A 16,885-nucleotide genomic window follows, 5' to 3' on the forward strand; every position below is an offset into this window, starting at 1 on the left:
CACCATTCCTCACGCTGTGCACCCATTCGTGGCGGGCACCCAGTTAGAGGGCGGGACGGAGAGCGGGGTTCCTCCAGTTCGGGGAGGGATCCGCAGGTGGCGGTGGGTGGGCCGCGGGCCGCCATAGGTCGGCGGCCCGCGGCCGGACGGGGCCAGGGCGTGTTTTGAAAGTCCCGCCTGCCCGCCCTTCGGGCGGACGACGGGACTTTTCAAAACACGCCCTAGGCGCCAAAGGCCTTGCCGCCCCGGGCGCCCTGGGCGGTCTTCGCCGGCCTGGCGCCCGCCAGCAGATGCGCGGGGACCAGATCGCGCGCGGGCTCGGTGTATCCGACCGAGACGATGCGGTCGCCCTGGTAGGTGAAGGTGGTCAGCGACGCGAGCGTGCACTGCCGCTTGCGCGGGTCGTGCCAGAGCCGGCGCTTCTCGACGAAGCTGCGCACCGTCCAGATCGGCAGCTGGTGGCTGACGCAGACCGCCTCGTGCCCGCGCGCCGCGTCCTTGGCGGCGTCGAGCGCGCCCATCATGCGGACGACCTGCTCGACGTAGGGCTCGCCCCACGACGGCTTGAACGGGTTGACGAGGTGCTTCCAGTTCTCCGGGTTGCGCAGGGCGCCGTCGCCGACGCCGAAGGTCTTGCCCTGAAAGACGTTATCCGCCTCGATGAGCCGGCCGTCGCTGTCCAGGTCGAGCCCGTGCGCCTTGGCGATCGGCGTCGCGGTCTCCTGCGCCCGCTCCAGCGGGGAGGCGACGACGTGCGTGATGTCCCGCGAGGACAGGTGCTCGGCGACCCGGTCGGCCATCTGCCGCCCCAGCTCGGAGAGGTGGTAGTCGGGCAGCCGCCCGTACAGGATCCCCTCCGGGTTCTCCACCTCGCCGTGGCGCATCAGGTGGACGACGGTGATGTCGTTCTTCGTGCTGTCGCTCATGCCGTGGCCTCCGCGGCGGCTCGCGCGGCGGCCGGGAGCGCGGCGGCGACGCGCTCGACGGCCTGCTCGTCGTGGGTGGTCGAGACGAACCAGGACTCGAACGCCGAGGGCGGCAGGTAGACGCCCTGCTCCAGCATCGAGTGGAAGAAGGCGGTGAAGCGGAAGGACTCCTGGGCCTTGGCGCCCGCGTAGTCGCGGACCGGTTCGTCGGGGGTGTCCGTGAAGAAGACGGAGAACATGTTGGAGGCGTTCTGCACCCGGTGGGCGACGCCCTCCTTGGTGAACGCCTCGGTGACCAGCGCCCGCAGCTGCTCGCTGACCGCGTCGACCTTCGCGTACGCGGCGTCGTCGAGCAGCCGCAGCTGGGCCAGGCCCGCGGCGGTGGCGACCGGGTTCCCGGACAGCGTGCCCGCCTGGTAGACCGGGCCCGCCGGGGCGAGGTGCGCCATGACGTCGGCGCGGCCGCCGAACGCGGCGGCGGGGAAGCCGCCGCCCATCACCTTGCCGAAGGTCATCAGGTCGGGCACGACGCCGTCGACGCCGAACCAGCCGGCCCGCGACGTGCGGAAGCCGGTCATCACCTCGTCGGAGATGTACAGCGCGCCGTTCTCCTGGCAGACCGCCTTGAGGCCGGCGTTGAAGCCGTCGAGCGGCGGCACGACGCCCATGTTGCCGGGCGAGGCCTCGGTGATGACGCAGGCGATCTCGCCGGGGTGGGCGGCGAACGCGGCCCGTACCGCCTCCAGGTCGTTGTACGGCAGGACGATCGTGTCCACGGCCTGGGCGCCGGTGACCCCGGGGGTGTCCGGCAGCGCGAACGTGGCGACGCCGGAGCCGGCGGCGGCGAGCAGCGCGTCCACGTGGCCGTGGTAGCACCCGGCGAACTTGACGACCTTGGCCCGGCCGGTGAAGCCGCGGGCGAGCCGGATCGCGGACATCGTCGCCTCGGTGCCGGAGGAGACCAGGCGCACCTGCTCGACCGGGGCGATCCGGTCGACGATCTCCTCGGCGAGCGCGACCTCGCCCTCGCCCGGCGTGCCGAAGGAGGTGCCGCGGGCGACGGCCTCCTGGGCGGCCGCGACGACCTCGGGGTGGGAATGGCCGAGGATCATCGGCCCCCAGGAGCACACGAGGTCGACATAGGTGCGGCCGTCGGCGTCCGTCAGGTACGGACCGGTACCGGACACCATGAAACGGGGCGTACCGCCCACGGCGCCGAACGCCCGCACCGGGGAGTTCACGCCACCGGGCGTGACCTGTGCCGCGCGGTCGAAGAGCCCCTGCGAAACGGGTGCCTCATAGGGATAGGGGGTGTTGTTCGCCTCTGCCATGCCCCTCAGCGTACGGCCCGCTTCCCCGGGCCCCCTCGCGCGGACCCCGGGCGCCCTAGACTCGGGCTGTCGGTGCGCCGTGCCGCGGCGGGGAGCGGTCGGTCGCGCGGTTGTTCCCCCGGGACGTTTCGGCGGGTGACCGTGGGGGAGGTCACTGACACGATGATCGGGTTGCGCGTCGGCGGTCGCGCGGCCTAGAAAAGGGCCAGGCGCCCTGAGAACAGCAGTCGGGTGGAGATATGCATCGCGGTGGCGGCGGACTGGGCGAGGGGACCGACGACCTGGGCCCCCGGCGTGCCCGGCGGGGAAAGCACCGGCGCGAGGGCCACGACGAGACGGCGGCACGGGTCCAGAGAGCGACAGGCGGCGGGGACAGCGGGAATGGTGGCCGGGTGGGGGTGACGTACAAGTACTTCGGCGCGCCCGACGGCGCGACGGCCGCCCGCGTCCCGATCTCCATGCGTCCCGAGGAGCTCGGCGGGGACGAGCTGGGCATGGGCGGCATGTTCACCAAGATCAAGCCGGAGACGATGGCCGCGATGGTCCTCACCGGCATCGAGGGCATACCCCTGCACAAGGTCCCCCCACTCGAACTGGTCGTGCTGCACCCCGACTACGCGGTGGTCAAGCTGCCGATGACGGTCGTCGACCCGCTGCGCGGCGTGGGCGAGGAGGCCGTCGGCGCGGCCGCCTTCATCTGGTCCACGGTCCCCGACCGGGGCGGCCCGCGCGACGCGTTCAACGTCTACCAGCTGCTCCACGAGTGGCAGGACTTCAGCCACCGCCTGCACGACGCGGGCCACCAGGCGTACTGCCTGGTCTGGCCCTGAGGCGCACGCCCCGCGCCGCTCTGGGTAGTCGTGCGTTCTAGGTAGTCGTACGTCTGCACCGCCGCCGTGGCTGGTCGCGCAGTTCCCCGCGCCCCTGAGATGCGCACTGCGTGCGCCATCTCATAGGGGAGCTGCGCGCAGCGCATGCTCCAGGGGCGCGGGGTGCGGCGGCCGCGCCCGGGTCCCCTGTTCGGGCGGCAGCCAATGGGCTGGTTCCGGGTTGTCACCCGGTGTGCGTGAGCGGCTTACCTGGTCTCGGGGGGCCGGGCCGGTACATCAGGGGGTGTGCGGGCCCGTACGGGGCGTCCGCCGGGGAAGGCGCTGCGTATGAAGATCGTGTTCTTGCTGCACAACGTGTACGCCGTGGGCGGCACGGTGCGCACCACCCTCAACCTCGCCACGGCGCTCGTCGAGCACGGCGGGCACGAGGTGGAGATCGTGTCGATGTCCCGCCACCGCACGGAGCCCCGGTTCCCGGTCGACCCGCGGATCCGGCTCGTACCGCTGGTGGACACGCGGGAGGGGGCCGCGGACACCCGGAACCCCGCGTTCGGCGAGGCGTCGCGGGACTTCCCCGCCGCCGAGAAGCGCTGCAAGCAGTACACGCTCCTGCACGACCAGCGGGTCCGCGCCTACCTCACGGAGAGCTGCACCGCGGACGTCGTCGTCGGCACCCGGCCCGGCATCAACGTCTACCTCGCCCTGTGGGGCCCCCGGCGGGCCCTGCGGGTCGGGCAGGAACACCTGCGCCACGACGCGCACGGCAAGAAGCTGCGCTGCGCTCTCGCCCGGCACTACCGGCGGCTCGACGCGCTGGTGACGGTGACGGAGGCGGACGCGGCGGTCTACCGGTCGCGGATGACGCTGCCGGGGGTACGGGTGCTGGCCGTGCCGAACATCGTGCCGCGGGCCAGCGTCCCGCCGTCCACCGGCGAGTCGAAGATCATCGCGGCGGCGGGGCGGCTCGCCGCCGGCAAACGCTACGACCTGCTCCTGGAGGCGTTCGCCAAGGTCGCCCCCGCGCAGCCGCAGTGGCGGCTGCGGATCTACGGCGGCGGCGCGCAGGAGCCGCACCTGCGGGCCCTCATCGGCGAGCTGGGGCTGGACGGCCGCGCCGAGCTGATGGGCACGGTGTCGCCGATCGAGCCGGAGTTCGCCGCGGCGGCCCTGGTGGTGAGCGCGTCGGACGCCGAGTCGTTCGGGATGACGCTGGTCGAGGCGATGCGCTGCGGGACGCCGGTGATCAGCACGGACGCGCCGCTGGGCCCGGCCGAGATCATCACGGACGGGGTCGACGGGCGGCTCGTCCCGGTCGGTGACGCCCGGGCGCTCGCCGAGGCGATGACCGAGCTGATCGAGGACGCCCCGGCCCGCCGGCGGATGGCCGCGGCGGCGCTCGCCTCCGCACGGCGCTACGACGCGGAGCCCATCGTGGCCCGCTACGACGCGCTCTTCCTGGAGCTGCGGGCCTCCCGGCGCAGGCGCGCCTGGCAGCGGTTCCGCGCCCGGGCCGCCAACTGGGCGCGCCGCAAGTCCCGTGCGCTGCGGGCCGCGCTGCCGGGCGCGCCGGGGCGGGCACCGCACGGCCGCCGCCGTCCGGCGCACGGCGCCGCGCAGCCCGGTCGCTCCTAGGGACCGCGCGATGCCGACGCACTCCGCGCAGCGGACCGCACCGCCCGCCTCCCCCGCGCCCGGCGTCCTGTGGTGGCGGGCCGTCACCGGGCGGGAGGACGCGGCCCGGCGCGGCGCGCGGCGCCCCGCCACCCGGCCCGCTCCGCGCCCCGCCGCGGGCCCCGGCGGCTGGCTCGCGGGCGTCGCCGTCCTCTACTGCCTCGCCCAGCTCGTCCTGGTGGTGCCCCGCCTCGGGCACGGTCTCGGCTGGGACGAGTCGGTGTACGTGTCGCAGTACGACCCGCGCACGCCGACCGTCTTCTTCAGCGCCCCGCGCTCGCGCGGCACGAGCCTGCTGACCGCGCCGCTCGTCGCGGTGACCGGCTCCACGGTCGCGCTGCGCGCCGCTCTCGCCGTGCTGTCGTCGGCCGCGCTGTACGCCGCGTTCCGCGTGTGGCGGCCGCTGGTCGGGGCGGGGACCACGGCCCTGGCGGCGCTGCTGTTCGCCGGGCTGTGGATCGCGGTGCTGTCCGGCGCGATGGCGATGCCGAACCTGTGGGTGGCGTTCGGGGCGGTCGCCGCCGTGGGCTGGTTCCTGCGGGCGCCCGCCCGCGGACGGCACTGGTGGCTGGCGGGGTGCGTCGCCGCGGTGGCGCTGTTCCGGGCGCCGGACGCCGTGTGGCTGGTGCTGCCGCCGGCGATCGCCGCTCTGCTGCGGCGCCGGTGGCGGTGGACCCTGCCGTTCCTCGCCGCCGGTCTGGCGGCGGGACTCGCGCAGTGGGTCGCGGAGGCGTACGTCCGCTGGGGCGGGGTCCCGCAGCGGCTGCGCGTGTCCAGCGCCACCGAGGGCGACATGGGTCTGCACCTGAACCTGGGCACGGCCTGGCGCGCGGTGAACGGCCCGCTGCTGTGCCGCCCCTGCACCGCCGGCCACCCCGCCCTGCCCGGGCTCGCCCTGTGGTGGCTGGTCCTGCCCCTGCTGGTGGCGGCCGCCGTGTACGTCGCGCTGCGGGAGCGCAAGGCCGCCCCGGTCGTGATGCCGGTGGCCTGCGCCGCCGCACTGTGCGTCCCGTACCTGCTGCTCATCGGCTACTCGGCGCCGCGCTTCCTGCTGCCGTCGTACGCGCTGCTCGCCCTGCCGCTCGCGGTGCTGCTGCGCAGGCTGCGACGGCGGCGGGTGCTTGCGGGCCTGGCCGTGGCCGTCCTCGTCGGCCATCTCGCCGCGCAACTGGTGGTGCTGGACCGCCAGCTCACGCAGACGGCGCGCACCGACGCCCGGTACGTCGCTGCGGCCCGGGGCCTGCGCGCGATGGGCGTGACACCGCCCTGCCTGGTGACGGGCCCGCGCGCGCTGCCCGTCGGCTACGCGGCGGGGTGCGCCTCCGCGCAGATCGAGGGCAACAACCGCTCCACGACGCGGGCCGCGCTGCTGCGCCGCGCCGCGCAGGTCCCCACGGCGCTGCTCACCGGACGCGGCCAGCCGCCACCGCCGTACGCCCGCGGCTGGACCCCGTACCGACTGCCGCACACCCAGGGCTGGACGGCGTGGAAGGCGCCGGTGCCCGTCAAGGCCGGGACGCCGGGCCCGTAGGCCCATAGGACACGGTCAGTCGACCCGCAGGGCGGCGAGCCGCTGGGCGAACGGCTCGACCGTGAAGCCGTCCCCCGGGTCCACCGAGGTGATCGCGCCCGTCAGCGAGCGGGGCGCGATCGCGGCGGCCGTGTCGACGTCCGGGGCGGCCGGTGCCCCGGCGGGCGCCATGAAGCGGGCCAGCTCGGCGCCCGCGCGGGCGATGCGCCGCTCCAGGCCCTCCTCGCCCCAGTCCTCCGACGCCGCGTAGACGCCGGTCGGCAGGACGAGGGCGCGCAGGTACGCGAAGAGGGGGCGCAGCGCGTGCTCGGTGACCAGGGAGTGCCGGGCGGTGCCGCCGGTCGCGGCGACCAGGACCGGCTTGCCGGTCAGCGCGTCCTTGTCGATGACGTCGAAGAACGACTTGAACAGGCCGCTGTAGGAGGCGGCGAAGACCGGGGTCACGGCGATCAGGCCGTCCGCGGCGGCCACCGCGTCGAGCGCGGCGGCCAGCCGGGCGGGCGGGAACCCGGTGACGAAGTGCTGGGCGATCTCGGTGGCCAGGTCCCGCAGTTCGACGGTCTCGACCTCGGCGGCCGCCGCGGCCGGGTGGGCCAGGGTCGCGGTGGCGAGCCGGTCGGCGAGCAGCCGCGTCGAGGAGGGGGAGCTCAGCCCCGCCGAGACGACGACGAGCTTCATTCCGTACTCCCTTCGGAGGCGGCCGCCTTGGCCGCGACGCGGGTGGCGTGGGTCGGCGCGTCCGGCACGTTCGCCGCGCGCTTGTTCGCGAACTCCTTGCGCAGGACCGGCACGACCTCCTCGCCGAGCAGGTCGAGCTGTTCCAGGACGGTCTTCAGCGGCAGGCCCGCGTGGTCCATGAGGAACAGCTGGCGCTGGTAGTCGCCGACGTACTCCCGGAACGAGAGGGTCCGCTCGATGACCTCCTGCGGGGAGCCGACGGTCAGCGGCGTCTGCGAGGTGAACTCCTCCAGGGAGGGGCCGTGCCCGTAGACCGGCGCGTTGTCGAAGTAGGGGCGGAACTCGCGCACCGCGTCCTGCGAGTTCTTGCGCATGAAGACCTGGCCGCCGAGGCCGACGATCGCCTGCTCGGGCGTGCCGTGCCCGTAGTGGGCGTAGCGCTGCCGGTACAGGTTCACCATCTGCTTGGTGTGGCTGGCGGGCCAGAAGATGTGGTTGTGGAAGAAGCCGTCGCCGTAGTAAGCGGCCTGCTCGGCGATCTCCGGGGAGCGGATCGAGCCGTGCCACACGAAGGGCGCGACGCCGTCGAGCGGGCGCGGGGTCGAGGTGAACGACTGGAGCGGGGTGCGGAACTTGCCCTTCCAGGTGACGACGGGCTCGTCCCACAGGCGGCGCAGGAGCGCGTAGTTCTCGATGGCCAGGTCGATGCCGTCGCGGATGTCCTTGCCGAACCAGGGGTAGACCGGGCCGGTGTTGCCGCGGCCCATCATCAGGTCGACGCGGCCGTCCGCGACGTGCTGGAGCATCGCGAAGTCCTCGGCGATCTTCACCGGGTCGTTCGTGGTGATCAGCGTCGTGGAGGTGGACAGGATCAGCTTCTCGGTGCGCGCGGCGAGGTAGCCGAGCATCGTGGTCGGCGACGACGGCACGAACGGCGGGTTGTGGTGCTCGCCGGTCGCGAAGACGTCGAGGCCGACCTCCTCGGCCTTCTGCGCGATGGCGAGCATCGCCTTGATGCGCTCGTGCTCGCTCGGCGCGCGTCCGGTCGTCGGATCGGTCGTGACGTCGCCGACGGTGAAGATCCCGAACTGCATGCTGCTCACCCTCCCGGGGTTGTTGACTGTTCAACTATATCCCGGGAACGGTGCCCGCGGTCCGCCTATTCCCCCCGGCCCGTCGCCGCCAGCAGCCGCACGAACGGCGACGCGTCCGCCCCGACCGCCACCGGCTCCCCGAACACCCCCATCGACCTGGCCGTCGGCGACAGCTCCGCCACCGCCTCCGCGAGCGGCGCCACCACCTCGGGCGGAGCCTCGTACGGCTGCCCCGTGGCCCGCGCCAGGTCCCACGCGTGCACCGTCAGATCCAGCACCGCCATCAGGCCGACCAGCCGCGCCGGCATGTTCATCGACCCGCTCGTGCCCTCCTCCGCGCCCGGCGCCGACCACGCGGCCACCAGCTCCGCCACCGCCCCGGCGAACCGCTCCCGCCAGTCGGGCCCCTCCCCCACCCGGTCCACCGTCACGCTGAAGTCGGAGTCCTGCTTCACGGCCGGCTTGCGGAACTCCACCACCACCTGGAAGAGGTGGTTGACCAGGGACCTCACGTCGTACTCCGCGCACGGCGTGGGGGCGCTGAGCACCGCGTCGCCGATCCCGGCCACCACCGGCACGGCCCGCGCCCCCGCCCGCGCCATCAGCTCGCCGACCCCGACCGTCTTCTGCTGCTCGTTCGTGTCCATGCCCCCGACGCTACGAGCGCGCCGCCCGCGCCTCTTGAACAAACGCGACGCGTGGACAGACGCGAGGCATGGACAGACGCGACGCATGGACAGACGCGACGCCGCCCGGGGGCCGACGTACGATCCGGGCATGGACCGGGACCCGTCCGCGCCGCGCGACACCCGCGGGATCGTCGACCCGGCGGCGCTGCTGGACCGCGTCCGCTTCCGCCGCCACACCCCCGCCGCGCCCCTGCGCCCCTACGTCGAGACCTACTGGTTCATCGACTGGGACCTGCCCGTCCCCTACGCCTCCCACCTCGTCCCGCACCCCTCGGTCAACCTCACGTTCCAGTGGGACCAGGACGAGGGCCCGCCCTACGGGGAGCTGACCGGGGTCGCCGCGCCCGGCCTCTACACGCGCAAGATCGGCGGGCGCGGGCGGGTCTGCGGGGCGAAGTTCTGGCCCGGCGCCTTCCGGCCGTTCGCGCCGCGGCAGCCGGTCACCGCGTGGACCGGCCGCGCCCTGCCCTACGAGGACGTCTTCCCCCGCACCGCGGTCACCGCCGTCGTGGGCCCGGCCGACGACCGCGACCGGGCCGCCGCCCTCGACGCCTACCTGCTCACCCTCGCCCCGGCCGCCCCGGACCCCGCCGCCGAGCTGGCCCGGGGCCTCGTCGCCCGCATCCGGGCCGAGCGAGGGGTGCGCCGCGTCGCCGACCTCGCGCGGGCCGAGGGGCTGTCCGTGCGCGCGCTGCAACGGCTGTTCGCGGCGTACGTCGGCGTCAGCCCGAAGTGGTGCATCCTGCGCTACCGCATCCACGAGGCCGTCGAAGCGGCCGGCACCCGCCGGGACGTCGACTGGGCCGCCCTCGCCGCCGACCTCGGCTACGCGGACCAGGCCCACCTGGTCCGCGACTTCACCGCGACGGTGGGCGTCCCGCCCACTGCCTACCCGTCTCCGTGACGCGCCCGTACCCGCTCCCCCGGGGCCGCGCGCCCCGGGCCGGTGCCGGGCGGCTACTTCGTGTGATGGATCGCGTAGATCAGCACGAAGGCGATCAGGTGGATGCCGAAGAGGAAGTACCCCAGGTACCACCACATGTACCGCTCGCCCTTGCGCTCCTGGGCGAGCCGCCGCTCCTCGTACTCCCGCTGGAGCACGTCCAGCGGATTCGGGGCCGCCTCACTGCTCACGGTGGACCTTGGTGTTGGAGGCCTGCGCCCGCGGCCTGACCACCAGCAGGTCGATGTTGACGTGGCTGGGCCGGGTGACCGCCCAGGTGACGGTGTCCGCGACGTCGTCCGCCGACAGCGGCTGCGCCACCCCCGCGTACACCTTCGCCGCCTTCTCCTCGTCCCCGCCGAACCGGGTCAGCGCGAACTCGTCCGTCTTCACCATGCCGGGCGCCACCTCGATCACCCGCACCGGCGTGCCCACGATCTCCAGGCGCAGCGTCTCCGCGAGCACGTGCTCGGCGTGCTTGGCCGCCACGTACCCGGCGCCGCCCTCGTACGTCGAGAACCCGGCGGTCGAGGAGACCACCACGACCGTGCCGTCGCCGGACGCGGTCAGCGCGGGCAGCAGCGCCTGCGTCACGTTCAGCGTGCCGATCACGTTCGTCTCGTACATCTGCCGCCACTGGTCCGGGTCGCCGGAGGCCACCGGGTCCGCGCCGAGCGCGCCGCCCGCGTTGTTCACCACCACCCCGACCGTCCTGAACGCCGTCGCGAACTCGTCGACGGCCGCCCGGTCGGTGACGTCCAGGGCGTACGCCGTCGCCTGGTGACCGGCCGCGGTGATCTCCTCGGCCAGCGCCTCGATCCGGTCCTTGCGGCGCGCCGTGAGCACCACCCGGTACCCGGCGGCGGCCAGCTGGCGCGCGGTCGCGGCGCCGATACCGCTGCTCGCGCCGGTGACGACGGCGATACGGGAAGACGCGGCGGGGGCCATGAGCTACTCCTCGGCAGGCACGGACGACGGGATTCCGCAGGTGCGGACGGTGCCGTCCAGCCTACGGCCCGGCGCTCAGTCGCCCCGGGGCGCGTACATGATCAGCGCCATGCCGGCCAGGCAGACGAGCGCGCCCGCCACGTCCCAGCGGGTCGGGCGGTAGCCGTCCGCGACCATGCCCCAAGCGAGCGAGCCCGCCACGAAGACCCCGCCGTAGGCCGCCAGGATGCGCCCGAACTCGGCGTCCGGCTGCAGCGTCGCCACGAAGCCGTACAGGCCGAGCGCGATCACCCCGGCGCCGATCCACACCCAGCCGCGCTGCTCCCGCACCCCCTGCCACACCAGCCAGGCGCCGCCGATCTCGAACAGCGCGGCGAGCACGAACAGGGCGACGGAACGGGCGACGAGCATGCGCCACAGGGTGCCACGCGGGCCCCGTCCGGTGTCGTACGCCCCGGGGCGTGGGATAGATCGGGCGCCCACCCCTGTCGCTCCCGCGTACCGAGGTCCCGATGCACCGCGCGCTCACCCCCACCGCTCTCGCCCTGACCGCCACCCTGGCAACCGCCCTGACGGCCCCCACCACCGTGGCCGCCCCGGCACCCGCCGCCGACCGCGCCACCCTCACGAAGGCCTCGGCGCCCGCCGCCCGCGCGGTCCCGGCGCCTACCGCTCGCGCGGTCCTGGCGCCCGCCGCCCACGCGGTCCCGGCACCCGCCGCCCACGCGGTCCTGGCGCCCGCAGCCCGCGCCGTCCTGACATCCGCCGCCCCGGCACCCGCCGCCTCCGCGGTCCTGGCGTCCGCGGTCCCGGCCGCCCCCGCGGGCCCGAAGCCCATGGCCTCCACGGGCCCGGCCGCCCTCGCCGCCCCGGCGTCCACTGCCCCGGCCTCCGCCGCCCTGGCGGGTCCGACAGGCGCCGTCACCCCGGCCCCCGCCGGCCGTGCGGTGCCGCGCGTCGGTGAGCCGCCCGAGGCCGATCTCGCCTACCACGGGCACGCCACGCTGCGCGGCACCCGCGTCACCGTCGTCCTCACCCCGCAGAACCACGGCCCCCACGACGTCTCCGACGCCACGCTGCTGCTGACCCTGACCAGCCCGCTGGCCGACGTCCAGGCCCTGCCGGCCGGCTGCCTGCGCGCGGGGCCGCGCGCGGTCTCCTGCCGCACCGGGGCCCTGCCCGCCGCGACCTACGGCCGCCGCTTCACCGTCCCGGTCCAGCTCGCCGCCGCGTCCACCGAGGTCACCGTGGAGGTGACGACCGCGTGGAGCGGCGGCCCCAGCGACCGCAACCACGGCAACGACCGGCTGCGGTTCCTGGTGCTGGACACCGGCGACACCTACTACTTCTGACCACCGCCACCCGCGCGGGGCCCGGGCTCAGCCGGTCGCCGCCGCGTCCTCGTCGTAGCGCTCGCGCGCCTCCGCCACCTCGTCCATGTGCGACTCCGCCCAGACCTTGACCGCGAGCAGCAGACCACTCAGGTCCCGGCCGAGCTCCGTCAGTTCGTACTCCACCCGCACCGGCACCGACGGCGTCACGCTGCGCGTCACGATGCCGTCCCGCTCCAGCGTCCGCAGCGTCTGCGTCAGCATCTTCTGGCTCACGCCCGCGATCTTGCGCCCCAGGTCCGAGTAGCGCATCGGCCCGTCCTGCCCGGCCAGCGCGCTCACGACCAGGCTCACCCACTTGTCGCTCAGCCGCGCCAGCAGCTGGTTGGTCGGGCACTCCCGCAAGAACGCGTCGTACGCGAACCGCGCCTGCTCGCGGCGGTGTGCCGCCGTCGTCGTCGCCATGATCCGGTGCCTCCCGCGCACTTCCCGGTGAGGTACGCACTTCCAGGTACGTACTTACCGATGGAGAGTAGCACTCCATAAAGTCATTGCTGCGGGAAAGAGAGCAGCACCCGCACCGCATCAGACTCCGAGCCCGACGCGGCTCCTACAGAGGGAAGTTGCCATGCGAGCAGCAGTAGTGACGACGTTCGGCGGACCGGAAGCGATCGAGATCGCCGAGGTCGAGCGGCCAGAGCCGGCGGCCGGGCAGATCCGGATCAAGGTCGCCGCGGCGGCCCTCAACCCCGTCGACGCGGGCGTGCGCTCCGGCGTCTTCGGCGGGGCGGGGCAGCGCCTCGGCCTCGGGTGGGACGTGGCGGGCACGGTCGACGCGACGGGCGACACCGCGTCCGGCTTCCGCCCCGGCGACCAGGTGGTCGCCCTGCACCACCGGGGGCCGGTCAAGACGAGTGGCACCCACGCCGAGTATGTGGTCGTCGACGCCGCGGCCGCCGCACCGGCACCGGTCACCGTGGACGCCGCCCACGCCGCCGCGCTCCCCCTCAACGCGCTGAGCGCCGCCCAGGCCCTGGACCTGCTGGAGCTGCGGCCCGGCCAGACCCTGTTGGTCACCGGCGCGGCCGGGGCGCTGGGCGGCCACGCGATCCAGCTCGCCGCCCACCGGGGCATCGAGGTCACCGCGTACGCGAGCGAGCGCGACGAGGAGCTGACCCGCTCCTTCGGCGCCGCCCGCTTCGTGGCCCGCGGGGCCACGCCCGAGCCGGCCGACGCCGTCCTGGACGCGGCCGTCCTCGGCACCGAGGCACTGGCCTGGGTCCGGGACGGGGGCAGGTACCTCGGCGTCATCCCCGGCGCCGCCCCGGCCCCCGAGCGCGGGGTGCGCACCGGGTCGCTGGAGGTCGTGGCGGACGGGAAGCTGCTCACGGAGCTGGTCCGGCTGACCGACGAGGGGGTGCTGACCCCGCGGGTCGCCGGGACGTACGCCCTGGCCGACGCCGCCGGCGCCCACGCGCGGCTCGCCGGGGGCGGGGTGCGGGGCCGGCTGGTGCTGGTCCCGTGAGCACCGGCGCGGGGGCCGGGCCCGGTGCGGGCCCGGCCCCCGGCCCGCTCAGCCCTTCACGCAGACGACCTGCTTGATCTTGGCCACGACCTCCACGAGGTCGCGCTGCTGGTCCATGACCTGGTCGATGTTCTTGTAGGCGCCGGGGATCTCGTCCAGGACGCCGGAGTCCTTGCGGCACTCCACGCCCCTCGTCTGGTCCTCCAGGTCACGCACCGTGTAGTGCCGCTTCGCGGCGTTGCGGCTCATCCGGCGCCCGGCGCCGTGCGAGGCCGAGTTGAACGCCTTCGCGTTGCCGAGCCCCTTCACGATGTAGGAGCTGGTCCCCATCGAGCCGGGGATGATGCCGAAGTCGCCGGACCCGGCCCGGATCGCGCCCTTGCGGGTCACGAGCAGGTCCATCCCCTCGTACCGCTCCTCGGCCACGTAGTTGTGGTGGCACGAGATCTCCTGCTCGAAGACCGGCCGGGCCTTCTTGAACTCCTTGCGGATCACGTCCTTGAACAGCGCCATCATGATGGCCCGGTTGTACTTCGCGTACTCCTGCGCCCAGTACAGATCGTTCCGGTAGGCGGCCATCTGCGGAGTGTCCGAGACGAAGACGGCCAGGTCCCGGTCGACCAGACCCTGGTTGTGCGGGAGCTTCTGGGCGACCCCGATGTGGTGCTCCGCCAGCTCCTTGCCGATGTTGCGGGAGCCCGAGTGCAGCATGAGCCAGACCGTGCCCGACTGGTCGAGACAGACCTCGATCATGTGGTTCCCGGAGCCGAGCGAGCCCATCTGCTTCACTGCCCGCTCCTCCCGGAACCGCACCGCGTCCGCCACGCCCCCGAACCGCCCCCAGAAGTCCTCCCAGCCGCTCGTGGCGAAGCCGTGCAGGCGGGTCGGGTCGACCGGGGCGTCGTGCATGCCGCGGCCGACCGGGATCGCCTGCTCGATCTTCGAGCGGAGCCGGGAGAGGTCGCCCGGCAGGTCGTTGGCGGTCAGGGAGGTCTTCACCGCGCTCATGCCGCAGCCGATGTCGACCCCGACCGCCGCCGGGCAGACCGCCCCCTGCATCGCGATCACCGAACCGACCGTGGCGCCCTTGCCGTAGTGGACGTCGGGCATGACGGCGAGCCCCTTGATCCAGGGCAGCGTCGCCACGTTGCGCAGCTGCTGCATCGCGCCGTCCTCGACGGTCGCCGGGTCCGCCCACATGCGGATGGGAACCTTGGTGCCCGGTACCTCTACGTACGACATGAAATCCCCCGAAAACAGGCTTGGTTGGTGAAAGAGTCACGAGTGGTGCTGGAGTCGGAAAACGCAAATACCGGGGCCAAGGTCCACGAAAGGGAAGACGGACCGGCCTCCACGGCAGTGCGTGCGATAGACATTGTCAGCACTGGTCGCCCCGCGGCGGCAACCCAATAACCAGGCGGAACCCGCCGAGAGGAGCCCCTACGGTGCAGCGGAAGTCGTACGCGTACGTGCCGGGCGTCGCCGTTCTCCTGACGGCGCTCCTCGCCGGGTGCACCGGCGGTTCCGGCTCGGACTCCGGGACGGGCGACGCGAAGCCGGGCGGGGCCGACGCCTCCGCCTCGGCCGCCAAGCCCGGCAAGTACCGGACGCTGCCGGAGCCGTGCGCCCAGCCCGACCGGGCGACGCTGGACGCGATGCTCCCCGGCATCCAGGAGCTGCCGGACGAGCGGCAGCGGGAGAAGGCGTACGAGGGCACGGCGACGGCCACGTACGACACGGACCGCCGGGCCGGGTGCGGCTGGAAGGACGACTCGGCGGCCGGCGGCACCCACCGGCTGACGCTGGACTTCGAGCGGGTGGTCTCGTACGACGCCGCGGTCAGCGACGACGCGCGGGCCGAGGCGGTGTTCGCGGCGAAGCAGGAGAAGGCGGACCTGCCGGCCGCCGCGCCGACCAGCTCGGTGACGGGGTCCGCCGACGCGTCGGAGTCAGAGGACGGGAAGTCCGGCGGGAAGAAGGGCGCGGACGGCGGGGCCGGGAAGACCGGACAGGGGGACGGGGACGAAAAGGGGGACGGGAAGTCCGCGCCGCCCGCCTCCCCTTCGTCCTCGGCCCCGTCGGAGCCGGCCGCGCCCACGGCGTCGTCGGCCGAACTGCAGCCCCGGCTCCTGGAGGGGCTCGGCGACGAGGCCTTCATCGACGACGAGCTGTCGGGCCCCGGGGCGTCCCGCAGCCGCACGGTGACTGTGGTGTTCCGCACGTCGAACGCGCTGGTGACCATCGCGTACACGGCCCAGTCGGCGACCCCGGGCGAGGCGCCGGACAGCAAGGAATCGCAGGACACAGCGCAGGAACTGGCGCGGAAGCTGGTCGGGAAGTTCGGCGAGTAGCGGGCCTCCCGGGGTCCGCGCGGCCGGACGAAGCCGACGCGCGCGGCGCCGCTACCGCGTACGGTGGCCCATCGGACCCGGGTTCGTGACGACGCTGTGAAGAAGCCGTCGCCCCTCCGGGGCCGTGCTCCTGTCAGCGTCCTAGTGAAGGAACCATGCACCGTCCGACCAAGCGACTCACCCGCGTCCTCGCCTGCGCCGCCGCCGTGCCGGTGGTCCTCGTCGTAGCCGGCTGCTCCTCCGACTCCGGTTCCGGCTCCGGTGACACGGCGGAGAAGGGGGCCGGTTCGGCCTCCTCCGCCTCGGCCACCGCGGACGCGGCGAAGAAGGTGGCTCCGGCGACGTACAAGGGGCTGCCGAAGGCCTGTTCCGCGCTGTCGAAGAAGACGCTGGACGACCTGGTGCCGAAGGGCGACAGCAAGGCGGGCGCGTCGGACGACGAGCAGACGCGGGCCAACTGCTCCTGGTCGAGCCTGGACAACAACGGCGTCAAGGGCTCCCAGTTCCGCTGGCTGAATGTCTCGTTGGTCCGTTTCGAGTCGGATGCGAACCGGGGCAGCGGCGACAAGCTGGCCACCGCTTACTACGCGAAGCAGGTCAAGGACGCGCAGGCCACGCAGGGCGCGAAGGGCGTCAAGACGCAGCCGGTGCCGGGTGCGGGCGACGAGGCGACGCTGGTGCGCTTCGACAGCACGTACAAGGAGAAGAAGAAGGACGTCACGTCCAAGCAGCAGACGGTCGTCTCGCGCGTGGACAACGTCGTGGTGACGGTCAACTACAACGGCTCGGGTCTCGCGGGCGAGAAGACCCCGGACGCGGACGACCTGTCGAAGGACACCGAGAAGGCGGCGAAGGAGGCCGTGGCCTCGGTCGTGGACTCGGCGAAGAGCAAGCCGTCCGCCTCCGCGTCGACGTCGGCGGGCTCCTCGGGCAAGCCGTCCGCCGAGCCGTCGGCCTCCGCGTCCGCCTCCAAGAAGGCTGACGCGCAGTCGGACGCGAAGAAGACGGACGCCAAGGACAAGTAAGCGCCGCTCACC

At 73.8% G+C, this 16,885-nt stretch carries 18 protein-coding genes; 8 read left to right on the top strand and 10 right to left on the bottom strand.

Annotated features, from left to right (window positions below; all coding sequences use genetic code 11):
* Positions 1–221: 221 nt before the first annotated feature.
* Together ACIBW6_RS06185 and hemL are read right to left on the bottom strand one after the other, a co-directional pair.
* Entirely contained in the window at positions 222–926 is a 705-nt protein-coding gene (locus ACIBW6_RS06185) for a histidine phosphatase family protein (RefSeq protein WP_399057153.1), read from the bottom strand.
* The gene (hemL, locus tag ACIBW6_RS06190) at positions 923–2,257 is read right to left on the bottom strand and encodes a glutamate-1-semialdehyde 2,1-aminomutase (RefSeq protein WP_399057155.1); all 1,335 of its coding nucleotides are present in this window, start codon (positions 2,255–2,257) and stop codon (positions 923–925) included. Before hemL ends, ACIBW6_RS06185 begins: the two co-directional genes overlap by 4 nt.
* Before the next feature lie 239 nt (positions 2,258–2,496).
* Here hemL and ACIBW6_RS06195 point away from each other — a divergent pair, with 239 nt between their 5' ends.
* The 3 genes from ACIBW6_RS06195 (at position 2,497) to ACIBW6_RS06205 (ending at position 6,289) form a co-directional block, all read left to right on the top strand.
* On the top strand, positions 2,497–3,087 hold the full coding sequence (locus tag ACIBW6_RS06195) for a hypothetical protein (protein ID WP_399057157.1): 591 nt from the start codon (positions 2,497–2,499) through the stop codon (positions 3,085–3,087).
* A 327-nt stretch (positions 3,088–3,414) separates the two neighbouring features.
* Positions 3,415–4,719, top strand: coding sequence for a glycosyltransferase family 4 protein (locus ACIBW6_RS06200; RefSeq protein WP_399057159.1), 1,305 nt, complete (start codon positions 3,415–3,417; stop codon positions 4,717–4,719).
* A gap of 10 nt (positions 4,720–4,729) precedes the next feature.
* Complete coding sequence (locus ACIBW6_RS06205) at positions 4,730–6,289, top strand: hypothetical protein (RefSeq protein WP_399057161.1); 1,560 nt, start codon at positions 4,730–4,732, stop codon at positions 6,287–6,289.
* A 15-nt stretch (positions 6,290–6,304) separates the two neighbouring features.
* Here the strand turns inward: ACIBW6_RS06205 and ACIBW6_RS06210 are convergent, their stop codons facing one another.
* The 3 genes from ACIBW6_RS06210 to ACIBW6_RS06220 form a co-directional block, all read right to left on the bottom strand.
* Positions 6,305–6,967, bottom strand: coding sequence for a CE1759 family FMN reductase (locus ACIBW6_RS06210; protein ID WP_399057163.1), 663 nt, complete (start codon positions 6,965–6,967; stop codon positions 6,305–6,307).
* A complete protein-coding gene (locus tag ACIBW6_RS06215) occupies positions 6,964–8,061 on the bottom strand; it encodes an LLM class flavin-dependent oxidoreductase (protein ID WP_399057165.1) in 1,098 nt (365 codons plus the stop codon). The genes ACIBW6_RS06210 and ACIBW6_RS06215 overlap by 4 nt, the downstream gene beginning before the upstream one ends.
* 65 nt (positions 8,062–8,126) lie before the next feature.
* Positions 8,127–8,708 carry a TIGR03086 family metal-binding protein gene (locus tag ACIBW6_RS06220; protein ID WP_399057167.1) on the bottom strand — a complete coding sequence of 194 codons (582 nt, stop codon included), beginning with the start codon at positions 8,706–8,708 and terminating at the stop codon, positions 8,127–8,129.
* Between the two features lie 130 nt (positions 8,709–8,838).
* On the opposite strand from ACIBW6_RS06220, the gene ACIBW6_RS06225 reads away from it, so the two are divergent.
* Positions 8,839–9,654: a DUF6597 domain-containing transcriptional factor gene (locus ACIBW6_RS06225; protein ID WP_399057169.1), complete on the top strand. Its 816-nt coding sequence runs from the start codon at positions 8,839–8,841 to the stop codon at positions 9,652–9,654.
* A 53-nt stretch (positions 9,655–9,707) separates the two neighbouring features.
* Here the strand turns inward: ACIBW6_RS06225 and ACIBW6_RS06230 are convergent, their stop codons facing one another.
* The 3 genes from ACIBW6_RS06230 to ACIBW6_RS06240 all read right to left on the bottom strand — a co-directional run bounded on the left by ACIBW6_RS06230 (position 9,708) and on the right by ACIBW6_RS06240 (position 11,052).
* Positions 9,708–9,884, bottom strand: a complete 177-nt coding sequence (locus ACIBW6_RS06230; RefSeq protein ID WP_399057171.1) for a hypothetical protein — start codon at positions 9,882–9,884, stop codon at positions 9,708–9,710.
* The gene (locus ACIBW6_RS06235) at positions 9,874–10,641 is read right to left on the bottom strand and encodes an SDR family NAD(P)-dependent oxidoreductase (protein ID WP_399057173.1); all 768 of its coding nucleotides are present in this window, start codon (positions 10,639–10,641) and stop codon (positions 9,874–9,876) included. The genes ACIBW6_RS06230 and ACIBW6_RS06235 overlap by 11 nt, the downstream gene beginning before the upstream one ends.
* Positions 10,642–10,716: 75 nt before the next feature.
* Positions 10,717–11,052 (bottom strand): YnfA family protein, encoded by a 336-nt coding sequence (locus ACIBW6_RS06240; RefSeq protein WP_399057175.1) that lies wholly within the window; start codon positions 11,050–11,052, stop codon positions 10,717–10,719.
* Between the two features lie 101 nt (positions 11,053–11,153).
* On the opposite strand from ACIBW6_RS06240, the gene ACIBW6_RS06245 reads away from it, so the two are divergent.
* Positions 11,154–11,993: a hypothetical protein gene (locus ACIBW6_RS06245; RefSeq protein WP_399057177.1), complete on the top strand. Its 840-nt coding sequence runs from the start codon at positions 11,154–11,156 to the stop codon at positions 11,991–11,993.
* 27 nt (positions 11,994–12,020) lie between these two features.
* Here ACIBW6_RS06245 and ACIBW6_RS06250 read toward each other — a convergent pair whose 3' ends face one another.
* A complete protein-coding gene (locus ACIBW6_RS06250; protein ID WP_399057179.1) occupies positions 12,021–12,437 on the bottom strand; it encodes a winged helix-turn-helix transcriptional regulator in 417 nt (138 codons plus the stop codon).
* Positions 12,438–12,600: 163 nt separating this feature from the next.
* Here ACIBW6_RS06250 and ACIBW6_RS06255 point away from each other — a divergent pair, with 163 nt between their 5' ends.
* On the top strand, positions 12,601–13,497 hold the full coding sequence (locus ACIBW6_RS06255; RefSeq protein ID WP_399057181.1) for an NADP-dependent oxidoreductase: 897 nt from the start codon (positions 12,601–12,603) through the stop codon (positions 13,495–13,497).
* A gap of 48 nt (positions 13,498–13,545) precedes the next feature.
* Here the strand turns inward: ACIBW6_RS06255 and ACIBW6_RS06260 are convergent, their stop codons facing one another.
* Complete coding sequence (locus ACIBW6_RS06260) at positions 13,546–14,739, bottom strand: RtcB family protein (protein WP_399057183.1); 1,194 nt, start codon at positions 14,737–14,739, stop codon at positions 13,546–13,548.
* Between the two features lie 203 nt (positions 14,740–14,942).
* Between ACIBW6_RS06260 and ACIBW6_RS06265 the strand changes: the two genes are divergently transcribed.
* A complete protein-coding gene (locus ACIBW6_RS06265) occupies positions 14,943–15,848 on the top strand; it encodes a DUF3558 domain-containing protein (protein ID WP_399057185.1) in 906 nt (301 codons plus the stop codon).
* Positions 15,849–16,003: 155 nt separating this feature from the next.
* Positions 16,004–16,873 (top strand): DUF3558 domain-containing protein, encoded by an 870-nt coding sequence (locus ACIBW6_RS06270; protein WP_399057187.1) that lies wholly within the window; start codon positions 16,004–16,006, stop codon positions 16,871–16,873.
* Positions 16,874–16,885: the final 12 nt, after the last annotated feature.

It is taken from the genome of Streptomyces sp. NPDC049813 (assembly GCF_044465085.1).
Lineage (GTDB): Bacteria > Actinomycetota > Actinomycetes > Streptomycetales > Streptomycetaceae > Streptomyces.